Below are 17003 nucleotides of genomic sequence, written 5' to 3'. Positions count from 1 at the left end.
CGAACGGACCACGGCCACAGAGCCGAACGGCCCCTTTCGCCGGGACTTCCGCCGCCGGTTCAGGGGGCTGATTTCGGTTTCGGCGTGTACGCCGACCTGCGGCGGCACCCCCGGCAACCCGCTCGGCGGGGACACCGTGCCGGTCGTGCGCGAGCGCGCACGCTGTCGGATCGTGATCTGCGCCGGCCACACCACCGCCGCCCCGGCCGTCTCCGACGTCCTGAGCCACAAGCGCTGGCAGGACGCCCGCCGCGGGGGCGGGCGTCCTTGGTGATCGTCATCGGCTACTTCAGGAAGGGGAGCCGTTCGACCAGCGGGGTCTTGCCCCACCAGCGGCCAAGGCCCAGGGTGTCGCCGGCGCTGACCAGAGCCAGCCCGACGATCAGCAGCGCGTAGATCAGGTGGTCGTCCATGAAGACGTTGTTCTCCGGAGGCAGCACCGCCGACCACATCATGACCAGCAGCGCCGCGCCGCCGACCGCCGCGATCCGCATCCCGATGCCCAGGATCAGCGCCGCACCGACCCCCGCCAGCCCGATCATGAACAGCCAGTCGGCCCACGCCGCACCGGCCATGTCGTTGTAGAACCCCGCCAGCGGGCCCTTGGGGGCGTGCGCCAGGAAGCCCTCGGTCGGGCTCCCGCCGTCCAGCCAGCCCTTACCCGACGGGGTCGCGTGGCCCAGCCCGAACAGCTTGTCCACGAACGCCCACGCGAACACCCAGCCCAGCGCCAGCCGCGCCACGGCCCACACATAACGCGCGGCGGGCGACTCGGTCAGCGGCTCAGGCTTCACCACCCGGACCAAAGAGCCCCGCCCCACACTCGTCTTGTGCTCGGAGACTGCCATCGCCGTCTCACCCTCCATCACATCGCCGGTTCTTCCACCCCCAACTCAACGCCACCCGCCACCGGCGCCGTAGATCCGTTCGGCGCAAGATCGAAGGGACCAAGGTCCCTGGCGGCGGGCCTATGCGGGGCCGCAACGTCCCTTCGCCGTGGCATGGATTGAGCCGGCCGGCACCCAGCGGACAGGCGGTTCACGGGTCTGTGACGCTGCTCAGGCCTCGTTGAGGGGGACCTGCCAGGTGAGGACCGTCCCGCGCTCTGGACGCGGTCGGGCAGCGAAAGAACCACCGAGTTTCTCGGCCCGCTCACCCATGTTGCGCAGGCCGCTGCGGCGGCCCCCTTCGGTGATGCCGACACCGTCGTCCTCGACGCGCAGCAGCAGTTCGTCGTCGACATCGATGGCCACCATGACCTGAGATGCGCGGGCATGGCGGGCCACATTCGACAAAGCCTCGCGGACAACCGCCTGCAGATGCTCGCCGATGTCGTCGTCGACGGCGGTGTCCAGCAACCCGTCCAACCGCACCGACGGAGCAAACCCCAACTGCTCGGCGGCGGCGTCCACCAGCGCATGCACCCGGCTACGCAGCGATTCGGCGTCCACCGGCGCCTGCAACGCGAAAATCGTCGAACGGATCTGCCGCATGGTGTCGTCCAGATCATCCACCGCCCGCTGGATCCGGACCGCCACCTCCCGCTTCTGCGTGATCTTGATCGCGGCCATCAACGTCATCGCCGTCGCAAACAACCGCTGGATGACGGTGTCATGCAGATCCTTGGCGATACGGTCACGATCCTCCAACAGCGCCAACCGCTCAGTATCACGACGCCGACGAGCCAACTCCAACGCCACCGCCGCCTGCCCCGAAAACGCCTCCAGCAACCGCTGCGAAGCCTCCGAGAAAACAGACCCGCCCGGCGGGTTGATCACCGCCAGCACGCCCTGCGCCGAAGAACCGAGCCCCAACGGCACCATCAGCAACGGCCCGACCGGCACCTGCGTCGAAACCACAGCCGCCCCGGCCGCCTCGCTCCCGTCGGCCAGCCGCTGCGCGACGCCCTCGTGGAACACCTTCCCGGCCACCGGATGGTCTCGCGGCACGCGCAGCCCCGCCACCCGCTCGGCGCCCTCGCCGTGCGCGGCCTCCACCACGAACTCCGCGCCGCCCTCGTCGAGCAGCGCCACCGTCGCCAACCCCGCATCGGTGATCTCACCGGCCCGCTGCGCCACCAGCGCCGTCACCACCTGCGGATCAGTACCCGACAACAACGCCGTGGAAATCTCCGTTGACGCCTGCAACCAACGCTCACGACGCCGCGTCTCCTCATACAGCCGCGCGTTCTCGATCGCCACGCCCGCCGCCGTGGCCAGCGCGGTCACCACCACCTCATCGTCGTCCTCGAACTCCCCCCCACCGGCCTTCTCGGTCAAATACAGGTTCCCGAACACCTCATCGCGCACCCGGATCGGCACCCCGAGGAACGTACGCATCGGCGGATGATTCGCCGGAAAACCCACCGAGTCGGGATGCTCTCCGAGGTCGGGAAGCCGGATCCCGCGCGGCTCACGGATCAGCAACCCCAGGATGCCGTGCCCATGCGGCCAATGCCCGATCGCCTCGATCTCCCCGTCCCCCACCCCGACGGTGATGAACTGGACAAGCCGCTCCCCCTCCTCCCCGATCACGCCCAGCGCGCCGTAGCGGGCGTCGACCAGGGTGGTCGCCGCCTCGGTGATACGCCGCAGCACCGACTCCAGATCCAACTCACCCCCGATCGAGACCACGGCCTCCAGCAGCGCGTGCACACGATCACGCGTCGCCCGCGCCGCCTCCAACCGCGCCTGCAACTCCGACAGAAGATCATCCAACTGCAACTGCGGAAGGATGAGCCTGGCCCGATCGTCGCCGGCCCGAGGTTCGTCGCCCATATGCCCCAGTATTCCCGGCGATCATCATCATGTCTGCCCGCAGCGGGACGAAGCGAAGGTCACGCCCCAGGGGACGGCGGTCATCGACTCGCACCGGCCCTCGGCGCCTGACGACAGCATTCCCTCCCGGTCCATCGACCGTCCTCGTCCGCTGGGGCGGGGGCGGGGCGGGGAACTGCGGCCATCACGGGACGGCCGCGGTTCCGTCGCGGTGTCAGCGGGTCAGGACGACCTTCAGCGCGCCGGTTCCGGCGGCATCGGCGAAGACGTCGTAGGCGTTGAGGAACTCCTCCATCGGGAAGTGGTGGGTGATGAACCGCCCGGCGTCGAGCTGGCCGCCGGCGACCAGGCGCAGCAGGGTCGGCGTGGAGAAGGTGTCGACCAGGCCCGTGGTGATGGTGATGTCGCGGATCCACTGCTCTTCCAGGTGCAGGGTGGCCGGTGCGCCGTGCACGCCGATGTTGGCGATGCGGCCGCCTGGCCGGGCCAGCGCGACCGCCGCCTCGAAGGCCTCCGGGACACCGACCGCCTCGATGGCCACGTCCGCGCCGAGCCCGCCGGTCAGCTCGCGGACGACCGCGAGCGGATCCTCACGCGAGTTGTTGACCAGGATGTCGGCGCCGAACCGCTTAGCCGCCTCCAGCCGGGTCTCCGCGAGGTCGATCGCGATGATCCGGCTGGGGCTGAACAGCCGCGCCCCCATGATCGCCGACAACCCGATCGGGCCGGCGCCCACCACCGCGACCACGTCACCCGGACGGACGGCGCCGTTCAGGATGCCGACCTCGTAGCCCGTCGGCAAGATGTCGGCCAGCATCAGCACGTTCTCCGCCGGCACACCGCCCGGCACCTTGTACACCGAGGTGTCGGCGAACGGCACCCGCACGTACTCGGCCTGCGTCCCGTCGATCTTGTGGCCGAGGATCCACCCGCCGCCGCCCAGGCACTGCCCGTAGCGGCCCTCGCGGCAGAACCGGCACGTCCCGCACGCGGTGATGCACGAGACCAGCACCTTGTCGCCGGGCTTGACCGTCCGCACGGCCGGGCCGACCGCCTCGACCGTTCCGACCGCCTCGTGCCCGAGGATCCGGCCGTCGGTCACGGCCGGGACGTCGCCCTTGAGGATGTGCAGGTCCGTCCCGCAGATCGTCACCGCGTCGACCCGCACGACCGCGTCGCCGTCCTCGACGATCTGCGGGTCGGGCACCTCCTCCCACGCCTTGCTTCCGGGGCCGTGGTACACCAGCGCTCGCATGACACGCCTCCTTCATCGCTTCGGCTGTAGTTGCAGAGTCAAGTTCGGCAATGCGCCGTTGGGACTTCCTGTCCTCGGTGCGCGGGCGCTAACGTCCCGGCCCGGTCACCACCCCGGTGCTCGCCGGCTCGGGCACCGGCTCCGCGCCGCCCATGTCCAGCCGGAATGGTGGATACCGGTCGGTCATCAGGAAGGCGTAGGCGGCGACCCGCAGCGTCCACCGGTGCATGCCCATGAGGAAGTTGAAGACACCGGGCAGGTAACGGGTGGTGAACAGCAGCGCGACGGCGGCGATGAGGACCAGCACCCCGACCAGGCCGGCGGCGCTCCGGCCCGCATCGTCTCCTCCGGCGCCGACGCCGACGAACAGGGCGACCACCAGGTAGTGCGGAATCGCCAGCAGCCACCACTTCACCAGGACCAGGCCCCGCGACAACTGCTCCGGGTACTCGATGCGCAGCCGGGCGGGATACTCGGGCGCGTCCTTCAACGTGAAGGGCGGGTACCGGTCCGTCGCGAGGGCGCCGTAGCCGTAGAAGGCCACCCGCCACGCCCAGCGCAGCACCCCGACGTTGAACTCGAAGATCGACCGCGGGTAGCGGCCCGTGAACAGGATCGCGAAGAACGCGACCACCGTGAGCACCGTGAACGCGATCCCGAGGAAGAACAGCACGATGTAGTGCGGGATCAGCAGCAGCCATTTCACCAGCCACAGCCACCGCGACAGCGGTTCGTCCAACCGGCCGTCCACCCGGACCGGCATCTGTTGACCGTGCACGTCGGCCTCCCTGGGTCGGGCATCCCGGCCACCCGATGGCGGCCGGGGCACCACCTACTCCCACCGTCATCGCCACGGCCAGCGGACTGTAGGGAGCTATGTCCATATCCCTTCAGGACTTAGGTCACCCCTTTCTCTGGGTGCCATAGGTCGTGCGGTCGATCTGGCTTTCTCCCCACCCACCGAAAGGGGGCATCCGCGGCGCTCTGCACGCCTAGAGCCGTAGGTCCTTCTTCCGATGCGGCACCGCGGACCCACACTGCGACGAAGGTCCCTGGCGTCGCCCACGTGGCGGCGCAGAGCCTGGAGGGGTCGGCCAAGTCGGCCAGGGAGTCCCCCAACCGCCCCGTGCAACCACGCAGGAGACGAGATGACCACCCCGGTAGGAATCAACGGATTCGGACGCATCGGACGCAACTACCTGCGCCTGGCGCTGGAGCGCGACCAGCAGGTCGCCGCCATCAACGACGTCACCGACACCGCCACACTCGCGCACCTGCTCATGTACGACTCCACCTACGGCCGGCTCGGCCGCACGGTCGAGCACGACGACGGGGCCCTGATCGTCGATGGCCGCCGCATCCCGGTCACGGCCCACCGCGACCCCGCCGACCTCGACTGGAGCGCCGTCGGCGCCGAGATCGTGATCGAGTCCACCGGGAAGTTCCGGCGCCGCGAGGATGCCGCCGCGCATCTGAAGTCCGGTGCCCGCAAGGTGATCCTCTCTGCCCCCGGCAAGGACGTGGACGCCACGATCGTGATGGGCGTCAACGAGCATGTCTACGACCCCGACCGGCACACCGTCGTCTCCAACGCCTCCTGCACGACCAACTGCGTCGCCCCCATGGCCAAAGTGCTGCACGACACGTTCGGGGTGGCCAAGGGCTACATGACCACCGTCCACGGCTATACCAACGACCAGAACCTCCTCGACTCACCGCACAAGGATCTGCACCGCGCGCGTTCCGCCGCCGTGAACATGATCCCGACCAGCACGGGCGCCGCGCGCTCCGTCGGCGCGGTGATCCCCGATCTGGCGGGACGGTTCGACGGCATGGCCCTGCGCGTGCCCGTCGAGGACGGCTCCCTGGTCGACCTGGCCTGCCTGCTCGACCGGCCGGCGACCGCCGAGGAGATCAACGAGGCGTTCGCGCGGGCCGCCGACGGCCCGCTCGCCGGGATCATCCGGTACAACACGCACCCGATCGTGTCCCGCGACGTGATCGGCGACCCGTCGTCCTGCGTGTTCGACGCCCCGCTCACCCAGTCCAGCGGCGACCTGGTGAAGGTGTTCGGCTGGTACGACAACGAATGGGGCTACACCTGCCGCCTCGCCGACCTGATCGACCACGTCGCCGCCCGCCTGTGACAACGCCCGATCATCTCCTCCGTAGCGATCGGCGGCAGTCCGCTGACCCGGGGCCGCACGCGCCGGCCCCGGGTCAGCGGTTCAGGAGTGTCCGCTCCGGCTCAGGACCGAGCGGGTGCCCGCAACGATCCTTGGCGGCATCCACGTGGAAGCCCTCATCGTGGAGCCGTTCCGCAAGTACGGCAGGGCGCCTGGCGGGTCGGGCCGCACAACTGCTACGACCACGACGCGACCCGGCGACCCGGTCCGGGGCGGGGCGGGGCGGGGCGGCATCAAGAGGTTCGGCAACGTCCCCGGCGATCACGTCGAACTCGGGATGGTCTGCCGGCGGTTCCGGGCGGTGAATGGGAGACCAGACGCGGATCGCGAGCGTTCGGGGCTTCGTGGTGATGCGCGTGACGTCCGCGGTCCTGTCGTCAGGGCAGGTCGTGTGTTCCGCGCTTGATGTCGGCGGCGAGTCGGCGGAAGCGCTCGACCGGGAGGGTGATGCGGGGGCCGCCCGGGTCCTTGCTGTCTCGCACGCTGACGTCACCAGAGAGATTCGCAACCTCCACGCAGTTGGACTGGCCGCCCGTGCCGCTGCGGCTCGACTTGCGCCACTGGGTCATGTGTATTTCTCCAGTTCAGCCTCCAGGTAGGCCCGACTTGGGCCGACCGGGGCGGCTATGTCGCTCATCAAGTCGTACCTTACTGCCACTTCTTGCACATCGAACGGGTCCATGAGGAAGCAGCCGCGCGTTGCGGCTTCGGTGTATGCGAGGTCCCGGTCCCCGACCGTGAGGAGTACGAAAGGGCCGTCGAGGCCCGGATGTGCGCCCGCGTTGTTCTCCACTATCCGAATACTGACGAAGGGAAGTTCGGTCAGTTCGATCAGCCGGGTGAGTTGGCCGCGCATGACCTCCGGACCGCCCACGAGCTGCGACACTGCCGCCCAGCCGAGGAGGGCCGTCAATCGTGGTGGCTTCGTCTTGCCGAATACGGTGGCCTGCCGTGACAGCCGCCGCTCAAGGGTCGCTGGAAGATCCTCCGCTGTTCCTGCGCTCAGTGCGGCACGCGCGTAGTCCGGTGTCTGGAACAGCCCGGGGATGACCGATGACTCCCACATCCTGAGCCTTGATGAGCGAGCTTCCAACTCGGCGAGTTCCAGCAGCCAGTTGCCCTCGTCGGCGCGCTCGGCGAACCCGACCAGGGCCGTGAACATGTCGTCCGTGTTCCACACACGGTCGATGATCTCCGCGTGCTCCCTCTTGAGCTTGAGCGTGTTGGACTCGTACCGGGAAACAGTCGAACGGTCACACCCAAGCAGGTCACCGAGAGCCTGGCCCGACATCCCTTGTGCTTTGCGGTAGCGGCGCAGGTGGAACGCTATGAAGTGCCGCATCGATCTTGATGGATCGAGTGACTCCCGCGCAGGCATGGCCTCTCCAGTTTGTTGCAAATGCTTCCGGAACGTAGCGAGCGTAGCTCAGAGCGAGCACGCTTACACCCGAAGTAACCGGCAACGTTCCGAAGGTCGAAGCGATATGTCCGTACCTGCCCCAGAAATCCCGACTCTTCTTCTCAACCCAAACGAAAACGCGCCGGCGTTGGCGAGAGATTTCGTCGCGGCGCGGTTCCGGGAGTGGGGTTCTGCGGACGACTTCATGGCGCGTCTGGTGGTGTGCGAGCTGGTGACCAACGCGTGGCGGCACGGAGAGGGTCAGATCATCCTTCGCGTCTTCCGGGACGTCCGCGCGGACCTCGCGGTGATCGAGGTGTGGGACCAGGGGGACGGACTGCCGGTGGTCGGCCCGGAGGACTTCGAGGCGACCTCGGGGCGCGGCCTGCTGTTGCTGTCACAAGTCGTGGACGACTGGGGAACACGACCGATCGCGGAAGGCGGAAAGATCGTATGGGCCAAGTGCGCCCTGTGAACGCCCAGGTTGAGCAGTGCGTCCTGCGGTGGCGGACGTACCGGGGCGGCGCTACGGCGGAAAGATTCCTGAGCCTGCTGGCGGTGGCTCTGGAACCTCGGGGGTGGCGTCCGGTCCGGCTCTATCGCCCGCAGGGTTTCCCGGTGCCCCTGCTGTGGGTCTATGCCGGCGGCCCCGACGATCACGTCGGGCTCGGGGTCGTCGTGCTGGCCGTTCCGGGTGGTGCATGGGGATACCACGACGCCCAGCGCGGGCGACGCGGCTACCTGGCTCCCTGCGGTGATGCCAAAGCCGCCGCCGGACAAGTCGAAGACCTGCTCAAGCATCGCATGTTCCCCAGCACCTGGTAGGCCGCAAGAGGGACGACCCATGGGACGGGCTCAGGGTCGTCCCTCGTTCCCGGCGGTGATGCACGGCCCTTGCTGGGGAGTTCGGGCCGTCGCTCGTCCCCGCCCGCCCCGCCTCTCCGCTCAACCCCCAGAGCAGGGAGGCGGGGCCACGCTTTCAGATCGGCTTAGTCGCGTACAGGTGGATCAGCACGAACCGCCGACGGGTTCCGACTGGACGGCAGGGGCGCTGGTCGCCTCTGTGGAGCACGACGTCCCGCAGCCGGCGTCCTGGTCGGCGGCGCCCGGCAGCAGGTCGTCGGTGACCAGGCCGGTGGAGCAGACGCCGGTTTCGGGCAGGTCGAGCTGGACGGAGTCGGCGGCTTCGCGGTCGCCCGCGAGTGCGGCGGCGATAGAGCGGACCTGCTCGTATCCGGTGGCCATCAGGAAGGTGGGGGCGCGTCCGTAGCTCTTCATCCCGGCGAGGTAGAAGCCGGGCTCGGGGTGGGCGAGGTCGCGTTCGCCGTGCGGCGGGACGGTTCCGCAGCTGTGGAAGTTGGGGTCGATCATCGGGGCGAGCTTGACCGGGGCCTCGGTGGCGGGGTCGAGGTCGACCCTCACCTCGCGCAGCATGTCCAGGTCGGGCCGGAATCCGGTGGCGGCGACCACGGCGTCGGCCGGCAGGACGCGCGGGCCGTCCGGGGTCTGGCCGGTGACCTGGACGGTTCCGGCTTCGTCGTCCGGGGCGGCGAGGCCGGTGACGGTGAAGTTGCGGATCAGGTCGATCTCGCCGTTGTCCACGGCCGCCTTCAGGCGGGTGCCGAGCGCGCCGCGTGCGGGGAGGCCGTCGGCGTCGCCGCCGCCGTAGAGCCGCGCGACCGATGCGCCGCGCACGGTCCACGTGATGCGGGTGCCGGGTTCGTTCTTGGCGAGTTCGGCCAGGGCGAGGAGGGTGTTGGCGGCCGAGTGCCCCATTCCGACGACCAGGGTGTGGCGGCCGGCGAAGCGGGCGCGGTCGCGGCCGAGCACGTCCGGCAGCGGGCCGGTGATGTGGGCGGCGGCCTCGTCCTCGCCGGGGGCGGGCAGGCCGGAGTGGCCGAGCGGGTTGCCGCGGCCCCAGGTGCCGGACGCGTCGATGACCGCGCGGGCGGCGATGTCGGCCACGGCGCCGTCCCGCCCGATGGCGCGGACCAGCAGCGGATGCTCCTCGCGTCCGACCGTGCGGGTCACGTCCGCGCCCTGGCGGGTCACGGCGACCACGCGGGTGCCGGTGCGGATCCGTCCGGCCAGCGCGGGGACCTTCGCGAGCGGTGCCAGGTAGTCGCGGACGAGTTCGTGGCCGGTCGGCAGCGCCTCGGGGTCGGGCAGGCGCCATCCGGTCGGCTCCAGCAGCCGCCGTGCGGCGGCGTCGGTGTCGTACCGCCAGGGCGAGAAGAGCCGGACGTGCCCCCACTCGGTGATCGCGGCGCCCACCTGGTCTCCGGCTTCCAGGACGAGGAAGTCCTGGTCGCGTTCGGCCAGATGCGCGGCGGCGGCCAGCCCGACCGGTCCGGCGCCGATCACCACGACCGGCAGCCCGTCGAGCGCCGCGTTCTCCACGCAGCCGCAGCCGGCGTCGGTCTTGGCCTGGTGGACGGTGACGCCGGGGTCCACGGCCTGTTCGGCGTCGGTGCAGCAGGCGCTGACACCGCAGCAGCCGCCCGCGGTCGCGGAGGCGTCCGGGGACGCGGCGGGCTCCGGCCGTCCGGTCTCGTCGTTCACGATCACTCCCTGTCTGTTCGGTGCTGGATGGCGCGCGCGGGACCGGCCGGTCAGAGGCGGGCGCGGTAGGCGGCGGTGGTGACCCGGCCGAGGTGCGCGGCCGAGCGACATGCGGGGGTGCGGACCTGGCCGCAGGTGTCGCAGAAGGCGACGCCCTTGACGCGGCGGGCGGTGATCCGCGCGAGCAGCGTTCCCATCCCGGCTCCTTGTTTAGATATCCGTCTAAGCAGGCGCCAGTTTGCATCACTGGATAGATAGATGTCAAATTAGAGGCATGTCGAAGCCGCTGGAACTCGAAGACGTGACCGGCGCCGCCTGCTGCGCACCGCTGAGCGGCCCGGCGCTGGGCGAGGCCGAGGCGGCCGAGCTGGCCAAGGTGTTCAAGGCGCTGTCGGACCCGGTGCGGTTGCGCCTGCTGAACATGATCGCCTCGGTGGAGGGGGGCGAGGCGTGCGTGTGCGATCTGACCGGTGCGTTCGACCTCACCGCGCCGACCATCTCCCATCACCTGAAGGTGCTGCGCCAGGCCGGGCTCATCGAGGGCGAGCGGCGCGGCACATGGGTGTACTACCAGGTGATCCCGGACAAGCTGACCCGCCTGTCCGGCCTGTTCGCCCTGCCCGCCCTGACCTCGGCCTGACCCGCGCCGTATCCCCCGCGTCCCGGCCGGACGGCCTGCCGTCCGGAATCGCCGCCTCGGGCCGACCGGCGGACGCCTTGGGACCTTGGCCCCTGCGTTACGGGCGAGTCCCCGGTGAAGCATCGAAATGACGGTCCTTTCGATGCACGCACGGCCTACCCGCGGTCGCTGTGCTCTCGCAGCGCCGCAATCCACCCGGAGCCCGCGATGAACGACACCATCACCCAGCCGGCACCCACCAGCTACCAGGTCACCGCTTCCACCACCTCGGCCGGCCGAGCCCAGGTCGGCGTCGGCAGCGAGGCGATCACCCTCGACACCGCCTGGGCGAGCGCACCGTCCGGGCTGCCCGGCCCCGCCGAGCTGCTCGCCGCGGCACTCGCCGCCTGCCTGCTCAAGAACGTCGAGCGATGCGGGCAGATCCTGCCCTTCCGGTACCGGCATGCTGAGGCCGTGGTGACCGCCCACCGTCAAGACTCCCCACCGACCTTCACCCGCTTCACCTATGAACTGCGGCTGGACACCGACGAACCCGAACACCGGGTCGATCTGCTGCACCGCAACCTGCGCCGCTACGGCACCGTCTACAACACCCTCGCCGCCACCTGCGAGGTGCAGGGCAGCGTTGTCGCGACCCCACCGCCCGCGACGCCGTCCTGATCGCTCGGAGGTAGCGCGCCCGCCAGGTCCTCCGGGCGGGCGGCGGTGTCTCCAGCGGGCCCTACGCCGTCATCATCTGGACGGCGTCAATGCACTGCCGGCGATGCGTATCTGCTTGCGCAGCCGGGTGAGGACGTGCCGTGCATCGGCGGCGACCCCGCGCAAAGTGGCCGAGGCGAACGAGCGCTGCCATTCCAGGCCCACGTATCCCAGGCCGGGATGAGTGGTCGAGACTCCGGCGCGGTGGCGGGGCTGCCCGTCCTCGTCCAGGGCGCCGAGTCCGGCGAGGTAGTCCGCGCCCGGCCGGTAGCCGGTGGCCAGCAGCAGCACGTCGACGTGTTCGCGGGTGCCGTCGCTCCAGACGACCTCGTCGCCGTCCAGGCGGGTGAACATCGGGCGGCGGTCGGGGTCGCCGGCGGCGATGGCGCCCCGGTAGGTGCCGGTGTCGAACACCGGAGTGCCCTTGCCGCCGGTCAGCAGCGGGCGCGCCCAGCCTGCGGCGTCCAGTCCGGTGCGCTGGAGCCAGATGTGCATGTCGACGCCCAGGACGCGCTGGGCCACGAAGCGGAGCGGATGCCGGGTCGCCAGCGTGACGTCGGCGACGGCGGCCAGTTCGATCGCGATCTGCACGGCCGAGTTCCCGCCTCCCACGACCACGACGCGCCGGCCCGCGAACGGTTCGGGACGCCGGTAGTCGGACGAGTGCAGCACCGTGCCGGTGAAGCCGTCCAGGCCCGGCAGGTCCGGACGGTGGGGACGACTGAAGCCGCCCGTCGCCGAGACCACCAGCGGCGTCGCGAAGACCTCCCCGCCTGCGGTGACCAGCTCGAAACCGGCTCGCGCGCCGTCCTCCACGGCTACGACCTCTTTGACCCGGTGACCGGTGCGGATGTCGGCGTCCAGATGGGCGGCGTAGTCGGTCAGGTAGGCCACGACCTCGTCCCGTGTGGGGTAGCCGTCCGGATCGCCGGGGAATTCCGCTCCGGGCAGGGCGCTGCGCCGGGCCGGGGAGAACAGGGTGAGGCTGTCGTAGTAGTGCGGCCAGGACCCGGCCGGCTGCTTGGCCGCCTCCAGGACGATGGGCGCCAAGCCGAGGGAACGAGCGGTGTGGGCGGTGGCCAGACCGGCCTGCCCACCGCCGATGATGACCAGCGGTGCGGTGGTGAGCATGAAGCGAACGTATCAACATTTCATAAAATGTCCAAGTGTTGATATGTGACGTAGGATGGAAGCCCGTCCCATGGAGGAGCAGGCAGCGATGGCCGAGCCGGTGACCAGCCAGTCGATCTCGATGGAAGGCCCGGTTGAGGGGACGGCCACAAGGTCGGTCGGGGGAGGCTGCGGGGCAACGCCGGCTGCTCCGCTCGGCGCCGGAGCACATGAGTTCCTCAAGGCGCTGGCCAGCGAGCAGCGGCAGCAGATGCTCGAACTGTTCGCCGGCGGCATCGAACTCAGCGTCGGCGCCGTCGCCGGGCGCCTGGGCGTCGGCCAGTCCAACGCCTCGCAGCAACTCGCGCTGCTGCGCCGGGGCGGTCTCCTCACCTCACGCAGGGACGGCAAGCAGGTCCTCTACCGCATCGATTCCGCCGCGATCGACCGGTCGCTCACCGAGCTGCGCGACTACCTGCACACCTGCTGCCCGCCCGCGGACTGAACCCGCCGCCCTGGCCCGCCTTCGCCGTGCCCGGCAAACGGCCGCGGAGCGACCGAGGCAAGACAGGAGCCGGAGGGCGAGGACGGTGCCGCACACCGGCGCGCAAGTTCGAGGACACCGCACCGTCGGCTGCGGCCCCCGCGTTCTCACTCCTGCGGCCGCAACTCGCTCACAAGGTTCTCGACGCGCTTGCGGATCTCGTCGCGGATCGGACGGACGGCGTCGACGCCCTGTCCGGCGGGGTCGTCGAGGGTCCAGTCCAGGTAGCGCTTGCCGGGGAAGACCGGGCAGGTGTCGCCGCAGCCCATGGTGATGACCACGTCGGACGCCTGGACGGCGTCGACCGTGAGCACTTTGGGGGTCTCGGCGGAGATGTCGATGCCCTCCTCGGCCATCGCCTCAACCACCGCGGGGTTGACCTGGTCGGCGGGGGCGGATCCGGCGGAACGCACTTCGATCCGGTCACCGGCCAGGTGGGTGAGGTAGGCGGCGGCCATCTGGGAGCGTCCGGCGTTGTGCACGCAGACGAACAGGACGCTGGGCTTGGCGGATGGAGACTGATCAGTCATCGGTGTCCCTTTGTTCAAGGCCGAGATGGTCGAGAGGACGAGGCGCGCCGGCGATGTGTCACCGCCCGGCGGCCTGGAACCGGCGGCGCAGCCACAGCGACACGTACACCAGGCCGACCAGGACCGGGACCTCGATCAGCGGGCCGACCACGCCCGACAGGGCCTGCCCGGAGGTGACGCCGAAGGTGCCGATGGCGACGGCGATGGCCAGTTCGAAGTTGTTCCCGGCGGCGGTGAACGCCAGCGTCGCCGTGCGCGGGTAGGGCAGCCCGGCGGCGTGGCCGAGCGCGAAGGAGCCGCCCCACATGACCGCGAAGTAGGCCAGCAGGGGCAGGGCGATGCGGGCGACGTCGGCGGGCCGGCCGGTGATGGTGTCGCCTTGCAGGGCGAACAGGATGACGATGGTGAACAGCAGCCCGTACAGGGCGACGGGGCCGATCCGGGGCAGGAACCGCTCCTCGTACCAGGCACGGCCGCGGGCGCGTTCGCCCAAGCGGCGGGTGAGGTACCCGGCCGCCAGCGGGACGCCCAGGAACACCAGTACGTTCACCACGATCTTGCCGACCGAGAAGTCCGCCTCGTCGGTCGCCAGCCCCAGCCACCCGGGCAGCACCTGGAGGTAGAACCAGCCGAGCGCGCCGAACGCGACGACCTGGAAGAGCGAGTTCAACGCGACCAGGACGGCGGCGGCCTCGCGGTCGCCGCAGGCCAGGTCGTTCCAGATGATGACCATGGCGATGCAGCGGGCCAGCCCGACGATGATCAGGCCGGTGCGGTACTCGGGCAGGTCGGGCAGGAAGATCCAGGCCAGCGCGAACATCACCGCCGGACCGATCACCCAGTTCAACAGCAGCGAGGTCACCATGAGGCGGCGGTCGCCGGTGACGGTGTCGAGCCGGTCGTAGCGGACCTTGGCCAGCACCGGGTACATCATCACCAGCAGGCCGAGCGCGATCGGCAGCGAGATCCCGCCGGCCTCGACCTCGGCCAGCGCGTCGTCCAGGCCGGGGACGGCGCGTCCCAGCCCGAGGCCGAGCACCATCGCGGCGACGATCCACAGCGGCAGGAACCGGTCGAGGGTCGACAGCCCGGCGACCACCCGCGCCTCAGGCGGGCGAGTGGCGGCGCCGGAGTCTCGCGTGCCGGTCACGTGCAGGGCCTCTTCCGCTGATGGGCCTGCGCCTCGCGGGCCGCGGCGGCCAGCTCGCCGAGTTCCGCGGCCAACTGCTCCAGCGCCTCGGGGCGCAGCCGGTAGTAGGTGAACCGCCCGCACGGCTCGGTGTCCACCAGCCCGGCCTCACGCAGGACCCGCAGATGGTTGGAGATGTTGGTCTGCCTGGCGCCGGTCTCCTCCACGAGGTGGCAGGTGCACAGCGCTTCGCCGGCCAGCAACGACACGATCCGCGCACGCAGCGGGTCGGCCAGCAGCCTCAACACATCACTCTCAACTGACATCACCACAGAATGATACGACGCCCTCCCCCGGCACGGATACCGCCCGCGCCGAGGACGTTCCGGCGACCGGAGGCGGTGCCGCCGGTCCGAATTGCTACTACAGTTGTAGCAACGAGAACGGCGAGCGGAGGATTCAGTGCCTTTCTGGGACAGGCTGCGCGAGTCGACGCAGACCATGCAGACGCAGCTCCTCAGTAAGAAGAACGAACTCAAGAGCGGGGCGTTCCGGGACGCGAGCATGGCGATGTGCGCGCTGGTCGCCGCCGCGGACGGGAGCGTGGACCCGGCCGAGCGGCAGCGCACCGCGTCGCTGATCGCGTCGAACGAGGTGCTGCGGAACTTCGCGGCGGACGATCTCCAGCGGCGCTTCAACGACTACGTCTCGAAGCTGACGGCCGACTTCGACTTCGGGAAGGTGTCGGTCCTGCAGGACATCGGCAAGGCGAAGAAGAAGCCCGCCGAGGCGCGTGCCGTCGTCCAGATCGGCATCGTGATCGGCGGGGCGGACGGCGACTTCGACGACCGGGAAAAGGCCGTCGTCCGGGAGGCGTGCTTCGCGCTGGGCCTCGATCCCGCCGAGTTCGAGCTCTGAGTCAGCCGAACGCGAGCAGCGACAGCAGGGCCGACGCGATGACGTGGTCGAGCTGGAGGGTCGCGGCGGTGAGCGAGCCGGTGACCACGCCGTTGCCCATGAACAGCAGGGGGCCGGTGACCGGGTTCTTGGCCGGTGGCGTGCCCAGCAGCGCCTCGACGCGTTCGACCACTCCGGACTCGGCGAACGCGGTGGACGGCGGGGTCCGCGGCTGGGCCAGGGCCACCTTGGCGAGGGTGCGGGCGAGGAGGGCGCGGTCGCCGGTCGCCTCCGCGGCGTCCTCGTCCGCCCAGCGCTCGACCGCGAGCCGCAGCCGGTCGTCCAGGGGGCGCAGCGGCGACAGGAGCGCCGCCGCCAGGGTGCCCGCGGCCAGGTAGCGGTGGTGGCGGTGCCTGAGGTGCGACGCCTCGTGCTGGAACACGGCGTGGAGTTCCGCGGACGACAGGTCGCGCAGGAGCCCCCGGGAGAGCAGGACGCCGCCGTGCCGGCCCGGGACCGCCACGGCGATCGGGGCGTCGGTGTCGAGCGGCTCCCCCGCCTCGGCCCGCGCGGCGCGGAGTTCACCGATCCAGCGGGCGACGGTCCGGCCGGTGATCAGGAGGCCGGCGGCGGTGAGGACGGCCGCCGCGATCCCGACCGCGTGCGGGACCGGGCTGTCGTCGCCGAACAGCGCCCATTCGGGGACGTGCGCCGCGGCGGACGGCGCGAGCGTCGCCGCGTAGTTGATCACGACGAAGACGCCGGTGCCGAGGGCGGCCACGGCGGTCATCGCGCCGGTGGTGGCGAGCAGCCGCGCCGACCAGGACGGGTGCAGCGGCAGCGGGCGGCGGCCGAGCGCCGTGCTCAGCGCCAGCACGATCGCCAGGGGCAGGAAGGTGAGCCAGTTCACCCGCCGCCGTCCTTCGGCGGGTCGAGGAACTCGCGCAGCTTGCGGGCCTCCTCCGCGCCGAGCGACCGCGCGAACCGGCTCAGCACGCCGGCCGGGTCGCTGGCGTGCCGCAGATGGTCGTGCATGCGGCCCGCCACCAGCTCCGACTCGTCGACGGCGAGCCGGTAGCGGTAGTACCGGCCCGTCCGGACGCGGGTGACCAGCTTCTTCTCGTGGAGCCGGTGGAGGATCGTGTTCACCGTGGTGTACGCCGGGTCGCCGTCCAGCCGGGCCACCAGCTCGGCGGTGCTGGCGGTCCCGCCGAGCCCGGCCAGTGCGGCGAGCACCTCGGCCTCCAGCTGGCCCAGCGGTCTGCGCGCCACGCC

General features: G+C 70.5%; 21 protein-coding genes. 7 read left to right on the top strand and 14 right to left on the bottom strand.

Going from position 1 to position 17003, the window contains the following annotated elements; translation table 11 throughout:
* Positions 1–284: 284 nt before the first annotated feature.
* From SM611_RS28460 to SM611_RS28445, 4 genes are all read right to left on the bottom strand, one after another.
* A complete protein-coding gene (locus SM611_RS28460; RefSeq protein ID WP_371953332.1) occupies positions 285–848 on the bottom strand; it encodes a DoxX family membrane protein in 564 nt (187 codons plus the stop codon).
* A 210-nt stretch (positions 849–1058) separates the two neighbouring features.
* On the bottom strand, positions 1059–2777 hold the full coding sequence (locus tag SM611_RS28455; RefSeq protein ID WP_371953331.1) for a sensor histidine kinase: 1719 nt from the start codon (positions 2775–2777) through the stop codon (positions 1059–1061).
* 214 nt (positions 2778–2991) lie between these two features.
* Complete coding sequence (locus tag SM611_RS28450) at positions 2992–4032, bottom strand: zinc-dependent alcohol dehydrogenase family protein (RefSeq protein ID WP_371953330.1); 1041 nt, start codon at positions 4030–4032, stop codon at positions 2992–2994.
* Between the two features lie 88 nt (positions 4033–4120).
* Complete coding sequence (locus SM611_RS28445; RefSeq protein WP_371953382.1) at positions 4121–4795, bottom strand: DUF4389 domain-containing protein; 675 nt, start codon at positions 4793–4795, stop codon at positions 4121–4123.
* 385 nt (positions 4796–5180) lie between these two features.
* Between SM611_RS28445 and gap the strand changes: the two genes are divergently transcribed.
* Entirely contained in the window at positions 5181–6179 is a 999-nt protein-coding gene (gene gap, locus SM611_RS28440; RefSeq protein WP_371953328.1) for a type I glyceraldehyde-3-phosphate dehydrogenase, read from the top strand.
* Between the two features lie 416 nt (positions 6180–6595).
* Here the strand turns inward: gap and SM611_RS28435 are convergent, their stop codons facing one another.
* Positions 6596–6787: a DUF397 domain-containing protein gene (locus tag SM611_RS28435; protein WP_371953327.1), complete on the bottom strand. Its 192-nt coding sequence runs from the start codon at positions 6785–6787 to the stop codon at positions 6596–6598.
* On the bottom strand, positions 6784–7596 hold the full coding sequence (locus SM611_RS28430; RefSeq protein WP_371953325.1) for a helix-turn-helix domain-containing protein: 813 nt from the start codon (positions 7594–7596) through the stop codon (positions 6784–6786). Before SM611_RS28430 ends, SM611_RS28435 begins: the two co-directional genes overlap by 4 nt.
* A 106-nt stretch (positions 7597–7702) precedes the next feature.
* Here SM611_RS28430 and SM611_RS28425 point away from each other — a divergent pair, with 106 nt between their 5' ends.
* The gene (locus tag SM611_RS28425; RefSeq protein WP_371953323.1) at positions 7703–8092 is read left to right on the top strand and encodes an ATP-binding protein; all 390 of its coding nucleotides are present in this window, start codon (positions 7703–7705) and stop codon (positions 8090–8092) included.
* A 143-nt stretch (positions 8093–8235) separates the two neighbouring features.
* Positions 8236–8442, top strand: a complete 207-nt coding sequence (locus SM611_RS28420; RefSeq protein WP_371953322.1) for a hypothetical protein — start codon at positions 8236–8238, stop codon at positions 8440–8442.
* A gap of 183 nt (positions 8443–8625) precedes the next feature.
* Here the strand turns inward: SM611_RS28420 and SM611_RS28415 are convergent, their stop codons facing one another.
* Both SM611_RS28415 and SM611_RS28410 read right to left on the bottom strand, forming a co-directional pair.
* Positions 8626–10179, bottom strand: a complete 1554-nt coding sequence (locus SM611_RS28415; RefSeq protein WP_371953320.1) for an FAD-dependent oxidoreductase — start codon at positions 10177–10179, stop codon at positions 8626–8628.
* A gap of 50 nt (positions 10180–10229) precedes the next feature.
* Positions 10230–10376, bottom strand: coding sequence for a hypothetical protein (locus SM611_RS28410; protein ID WP_371953318.1), 147 nt, complete (start codon positions 10374–10376; stop codon positions 10230–10232).
* 77 nt (positions 10377–10453) lie between these two features.
* On the opposite strand from SM611_RS28410, the gene SM611_RS28405 reads away from it, so the two are divergent.
* Both SM611_RS28405 and SM611_RS28400 read left to right on the top strand, forming a co-directional pair.
* On the top strand, positions 10454–10819 hold the full coding sequence (locus SM611_RS28405; protein ID WP_371953317.1) for an ArsR/SmtB family transcription factor: 366 nt from the start codon (positions 10454–10456) through the stop codon (positions 10817–10819).
* A 207-nt stretch (positions 10820–11026) separates the two neighbouring features.
* Positions 11027–11479, top strand: coding sequence for an OsmC family protein (locus tag SM611_RS28400; RefSeq protein ID WP_371953315.1), 453 nt, complete (start codon positions 11027–11029; stop codon positions 11477–11479).
* 72 nt (positions 11480–11551) lie between these two features.
* On the opposite strand, the gene SM611_RS28395 is transcribed toward SM611_RS28400, so the two are convergent.
* Positions 11552–12649 (bottom strand): flavin-containing monooxygenase, encoded by a 1098-nt coding sequence (locus SM611_RS28395; RefSeq protein ID WP_371953313.1) that lies wholly within the window; start codon positions 12647–12649, stop codon positions 11552–11554.
* Between the two features lie 70 nt (positions 12650–12719).
* Here SM611_RS28395 and SM611_RS28390 point away from each other — a divergent pair, with 70 nt between their 5' ends.
* Positions 12720–13133, top strand: coding sequence for an ArsR/SmtB family transcription factor (locus SM611_RS28390; RefSeq protein WP_371953311.1), 414 nt, complete (start codon positions 12720–12722; stop codon positions 13131–13133).
* 146 nt (positions 13134–13279) lie between these two features.
* On the opposite strand, the gene SM611_RS28385 is transcribed toward SM611_RS28390, so the two are convergent.
* The 3 genes from SM611_RS28385 to SM611_RS28375 all read right to left on the bottom strand — a co-directional run bounded on the left by SM611_RS28385 (position 13280) and on the right by SM611_RS28375 (position 15157).
* A complete protein-coding gene (locus SM611_RS28385) occupies positions 13280–13702 on the bottom strand; it encodes an arsenate reductase ArsC (RefSeq protein ID WP_371953309.1) in 423 nt (140 codons plus the stop codon).
* A 58-nt stretch (positions 13703–13760) separates the two neighbouring features.
* Positions 13761–14744 carry an ACR3 family arsenite efflux transporter gene (gene arsB / locus SM611_RS28380; protein ID WP_371953381.1) on the bottom strand — a complete coding sequence of 328 codons (984 nt, stop codon included), beginning with the start codon at positions 14742–14744 and terminating at the stop codon, positions 13761–13763.
* 104 nt (positions 14745–14848) lie between these two features.
* Positions 14849–15157: an ArsR/SmtB family transcription factor gene (locus tag SM611_RS28375; protein ID WP_371953307.1), complete on the bottom strand. Its 309-nt coding sequence runs from the start codon at positions 15155–15157 to the stop codon at positions 14849–14851.
* Between the two features lie 136 nt (positions 15158–15293).
* Between SM611_RS28375 and SM611_RS28370 the strand changes: the two genes are divergently transcribed.
* Positions 15294–15749 (top strand): tellurite resistance TerB family protein, encoded by a 456-nt coding sequence (locus SM611_RS28370; protein WP_371953305.1) that lies wholly within the window; start codon positions 15294–15296, stop codon positions 15747–15749.
* Position 15750: 1 nt separating this feature from the next.
* Here the strand turns inward: SM611_RS28370 and SM611_RS28365 are convergent, their stop codons facing one another.
* Together SM611_RS28365 and SM611_RS28360 are read right to left on the bottom strand one after the other, a co-directional pair.
* Positions 15751–16638, bottom strand: coding sequence for a M56 family metallopeptidase (locus tag SM611_RS28365; protein WP_371953303.1), 888 nt, complete (start codon positions 16636–16638; stop codon positions 15751–15753).
* On the bottom strand, positions 16635–17000 hold the full coding sequence (locus SM611_RS28360) for a BlaI/MecI/CopY family transcriptional regulator (protein WP_371953301.1): 366 nt from the start codon (positions 16998–17000) through the stop codon (positions 16635–16637). Before SM611_RS28360 ends, SM611_RS28365 begins: the two co-directional genes overlap by 4 nt.
* Positions 17001–17003 lie beyond the last annotated feature (3 nt).

Source organism: Actinomadura monticuli, assembly GCF_041463655.1.
GTDB lineage: Bacteria > Actinomycetota > Actinomycetes > Streptosporangiales > Streptosporangiaceae > Spirillospora > Spirillospora monticuli.
This window is presented reverse-complemented; position numbering and strand designations above follow the sequence as displayed.

Bases quoted from the DNA above. Each gene is read 5' to 3' on its own strand.
- SM611_RS28425 (WP_371953323.1), top strand. From the start codon at position 7,703: ATGTCCGTACCTGCCCCAGAAATCCCGACTCTTCTTCTCAACCCAAAC.
- SM611_RS28410 (WP_371953318.1), bottom strand. From the start codon at position 10,376: ATGGGAACGCTGCTCGCGCGGATCACCGCCCGCCGCGTCAAGGGCGTC.
- SM611_RS28450 (WP_371953330.1), bottom strand. From the start codon at position 4,032: ATGCGAGCGCTGGTGTACCACGGCCCCGGAAGCAAGGCGTGGGAGGAG.
- SM611_RS28405 (WP_371953317.1), top strand. From the start codon at position 10,454: ATGTCGAAGCCGCTGGAACTCGAAGACGTGACCGGCGCCGCCTGCTGC.
- SM611_RS28430 (WP_371953325.1), bottom strand. From the start codon at position 7,596: ATGCCTGCGCGGGAGTCACTCGATCCATCAAGATCGATGCGGCACTTC.
- SM611_RS28400 (WP_371953315.1), top strand. From the start codon at position 11,027: ATGAACGACACCATCACCCAGCCGGCACCCACCAGCTACCAGGTCACC.
- SM611_RS28375 (WP_371953307.1), bottom strand. From the start codon at position 15,157: ATGTCAGTTGAGAGTGATGTGTTGAGGCTGCTGGCCGACCCGCTGCGT.
- SM611_RS28435 (WP_371953327.1), bottom strand. From the start codon at position 6,787: ATGACCCAGTGGCGCAAGTCGAGCCGCAGCGGCACGGGCGGCCAGTCC.
- SM611_RS28390 (WP_371953311.1), top strand. From the start codon at position 12,720: ATGGAGGAGCAGGCAGCGATGGCCGAGCCGGTGACCAGCCAGTCGATC.
- SM611_RS28455 (WP_371953331.1), bottom strand. From the start codon at position 2,777: ATGGGCGACGAACCTCGGGCCGGCGACGATCGGGCCAGGCTCATCCTT.
- arsB (WP_371953381.1), bottom strand. From the start codon at position 14,744: ATGGTGCTCGGCCTCGGGCTGGGACGCGCCGTCCCCGGCCTGGACGAC.
- SM611_RS28460 (WP_371953332.1), bottom strand. From the start codon at position 848: ATGGCAGTCTCCGAGCACAAGACGAGTGTGGGGCGGGGCTCTTTGGTC.
- SM611_RS28395 (WP_371953313.1), bottom strand. From the start codon at position 12,649: ATGCTCACCACCGCACCGCTGGTCATCATCGGCGGTGGGCAGGCCGGT.
- SM611_RS28445 (WP_371953382.1), bottom strand. From the start codon at position 4,795: ATGCCGGTCCGGGTGGACGGCCGGTTGGACGAACCGCTGTCGCGGTGG.
- gap (WP_371953328.1), top strand. From the start codon at position 5,181: ATGACCACCCCGGTAGGAATCAACGGATTCGGACGCATCGGACGCAAC.
- SM611_RS28385 (WP_371953309.1), bottom strand. From the start codon at position 13,702: ATGACTGATCAGTCTCCATCCGCCAAGCCCAGCGTCCTGTTCGTCTGC.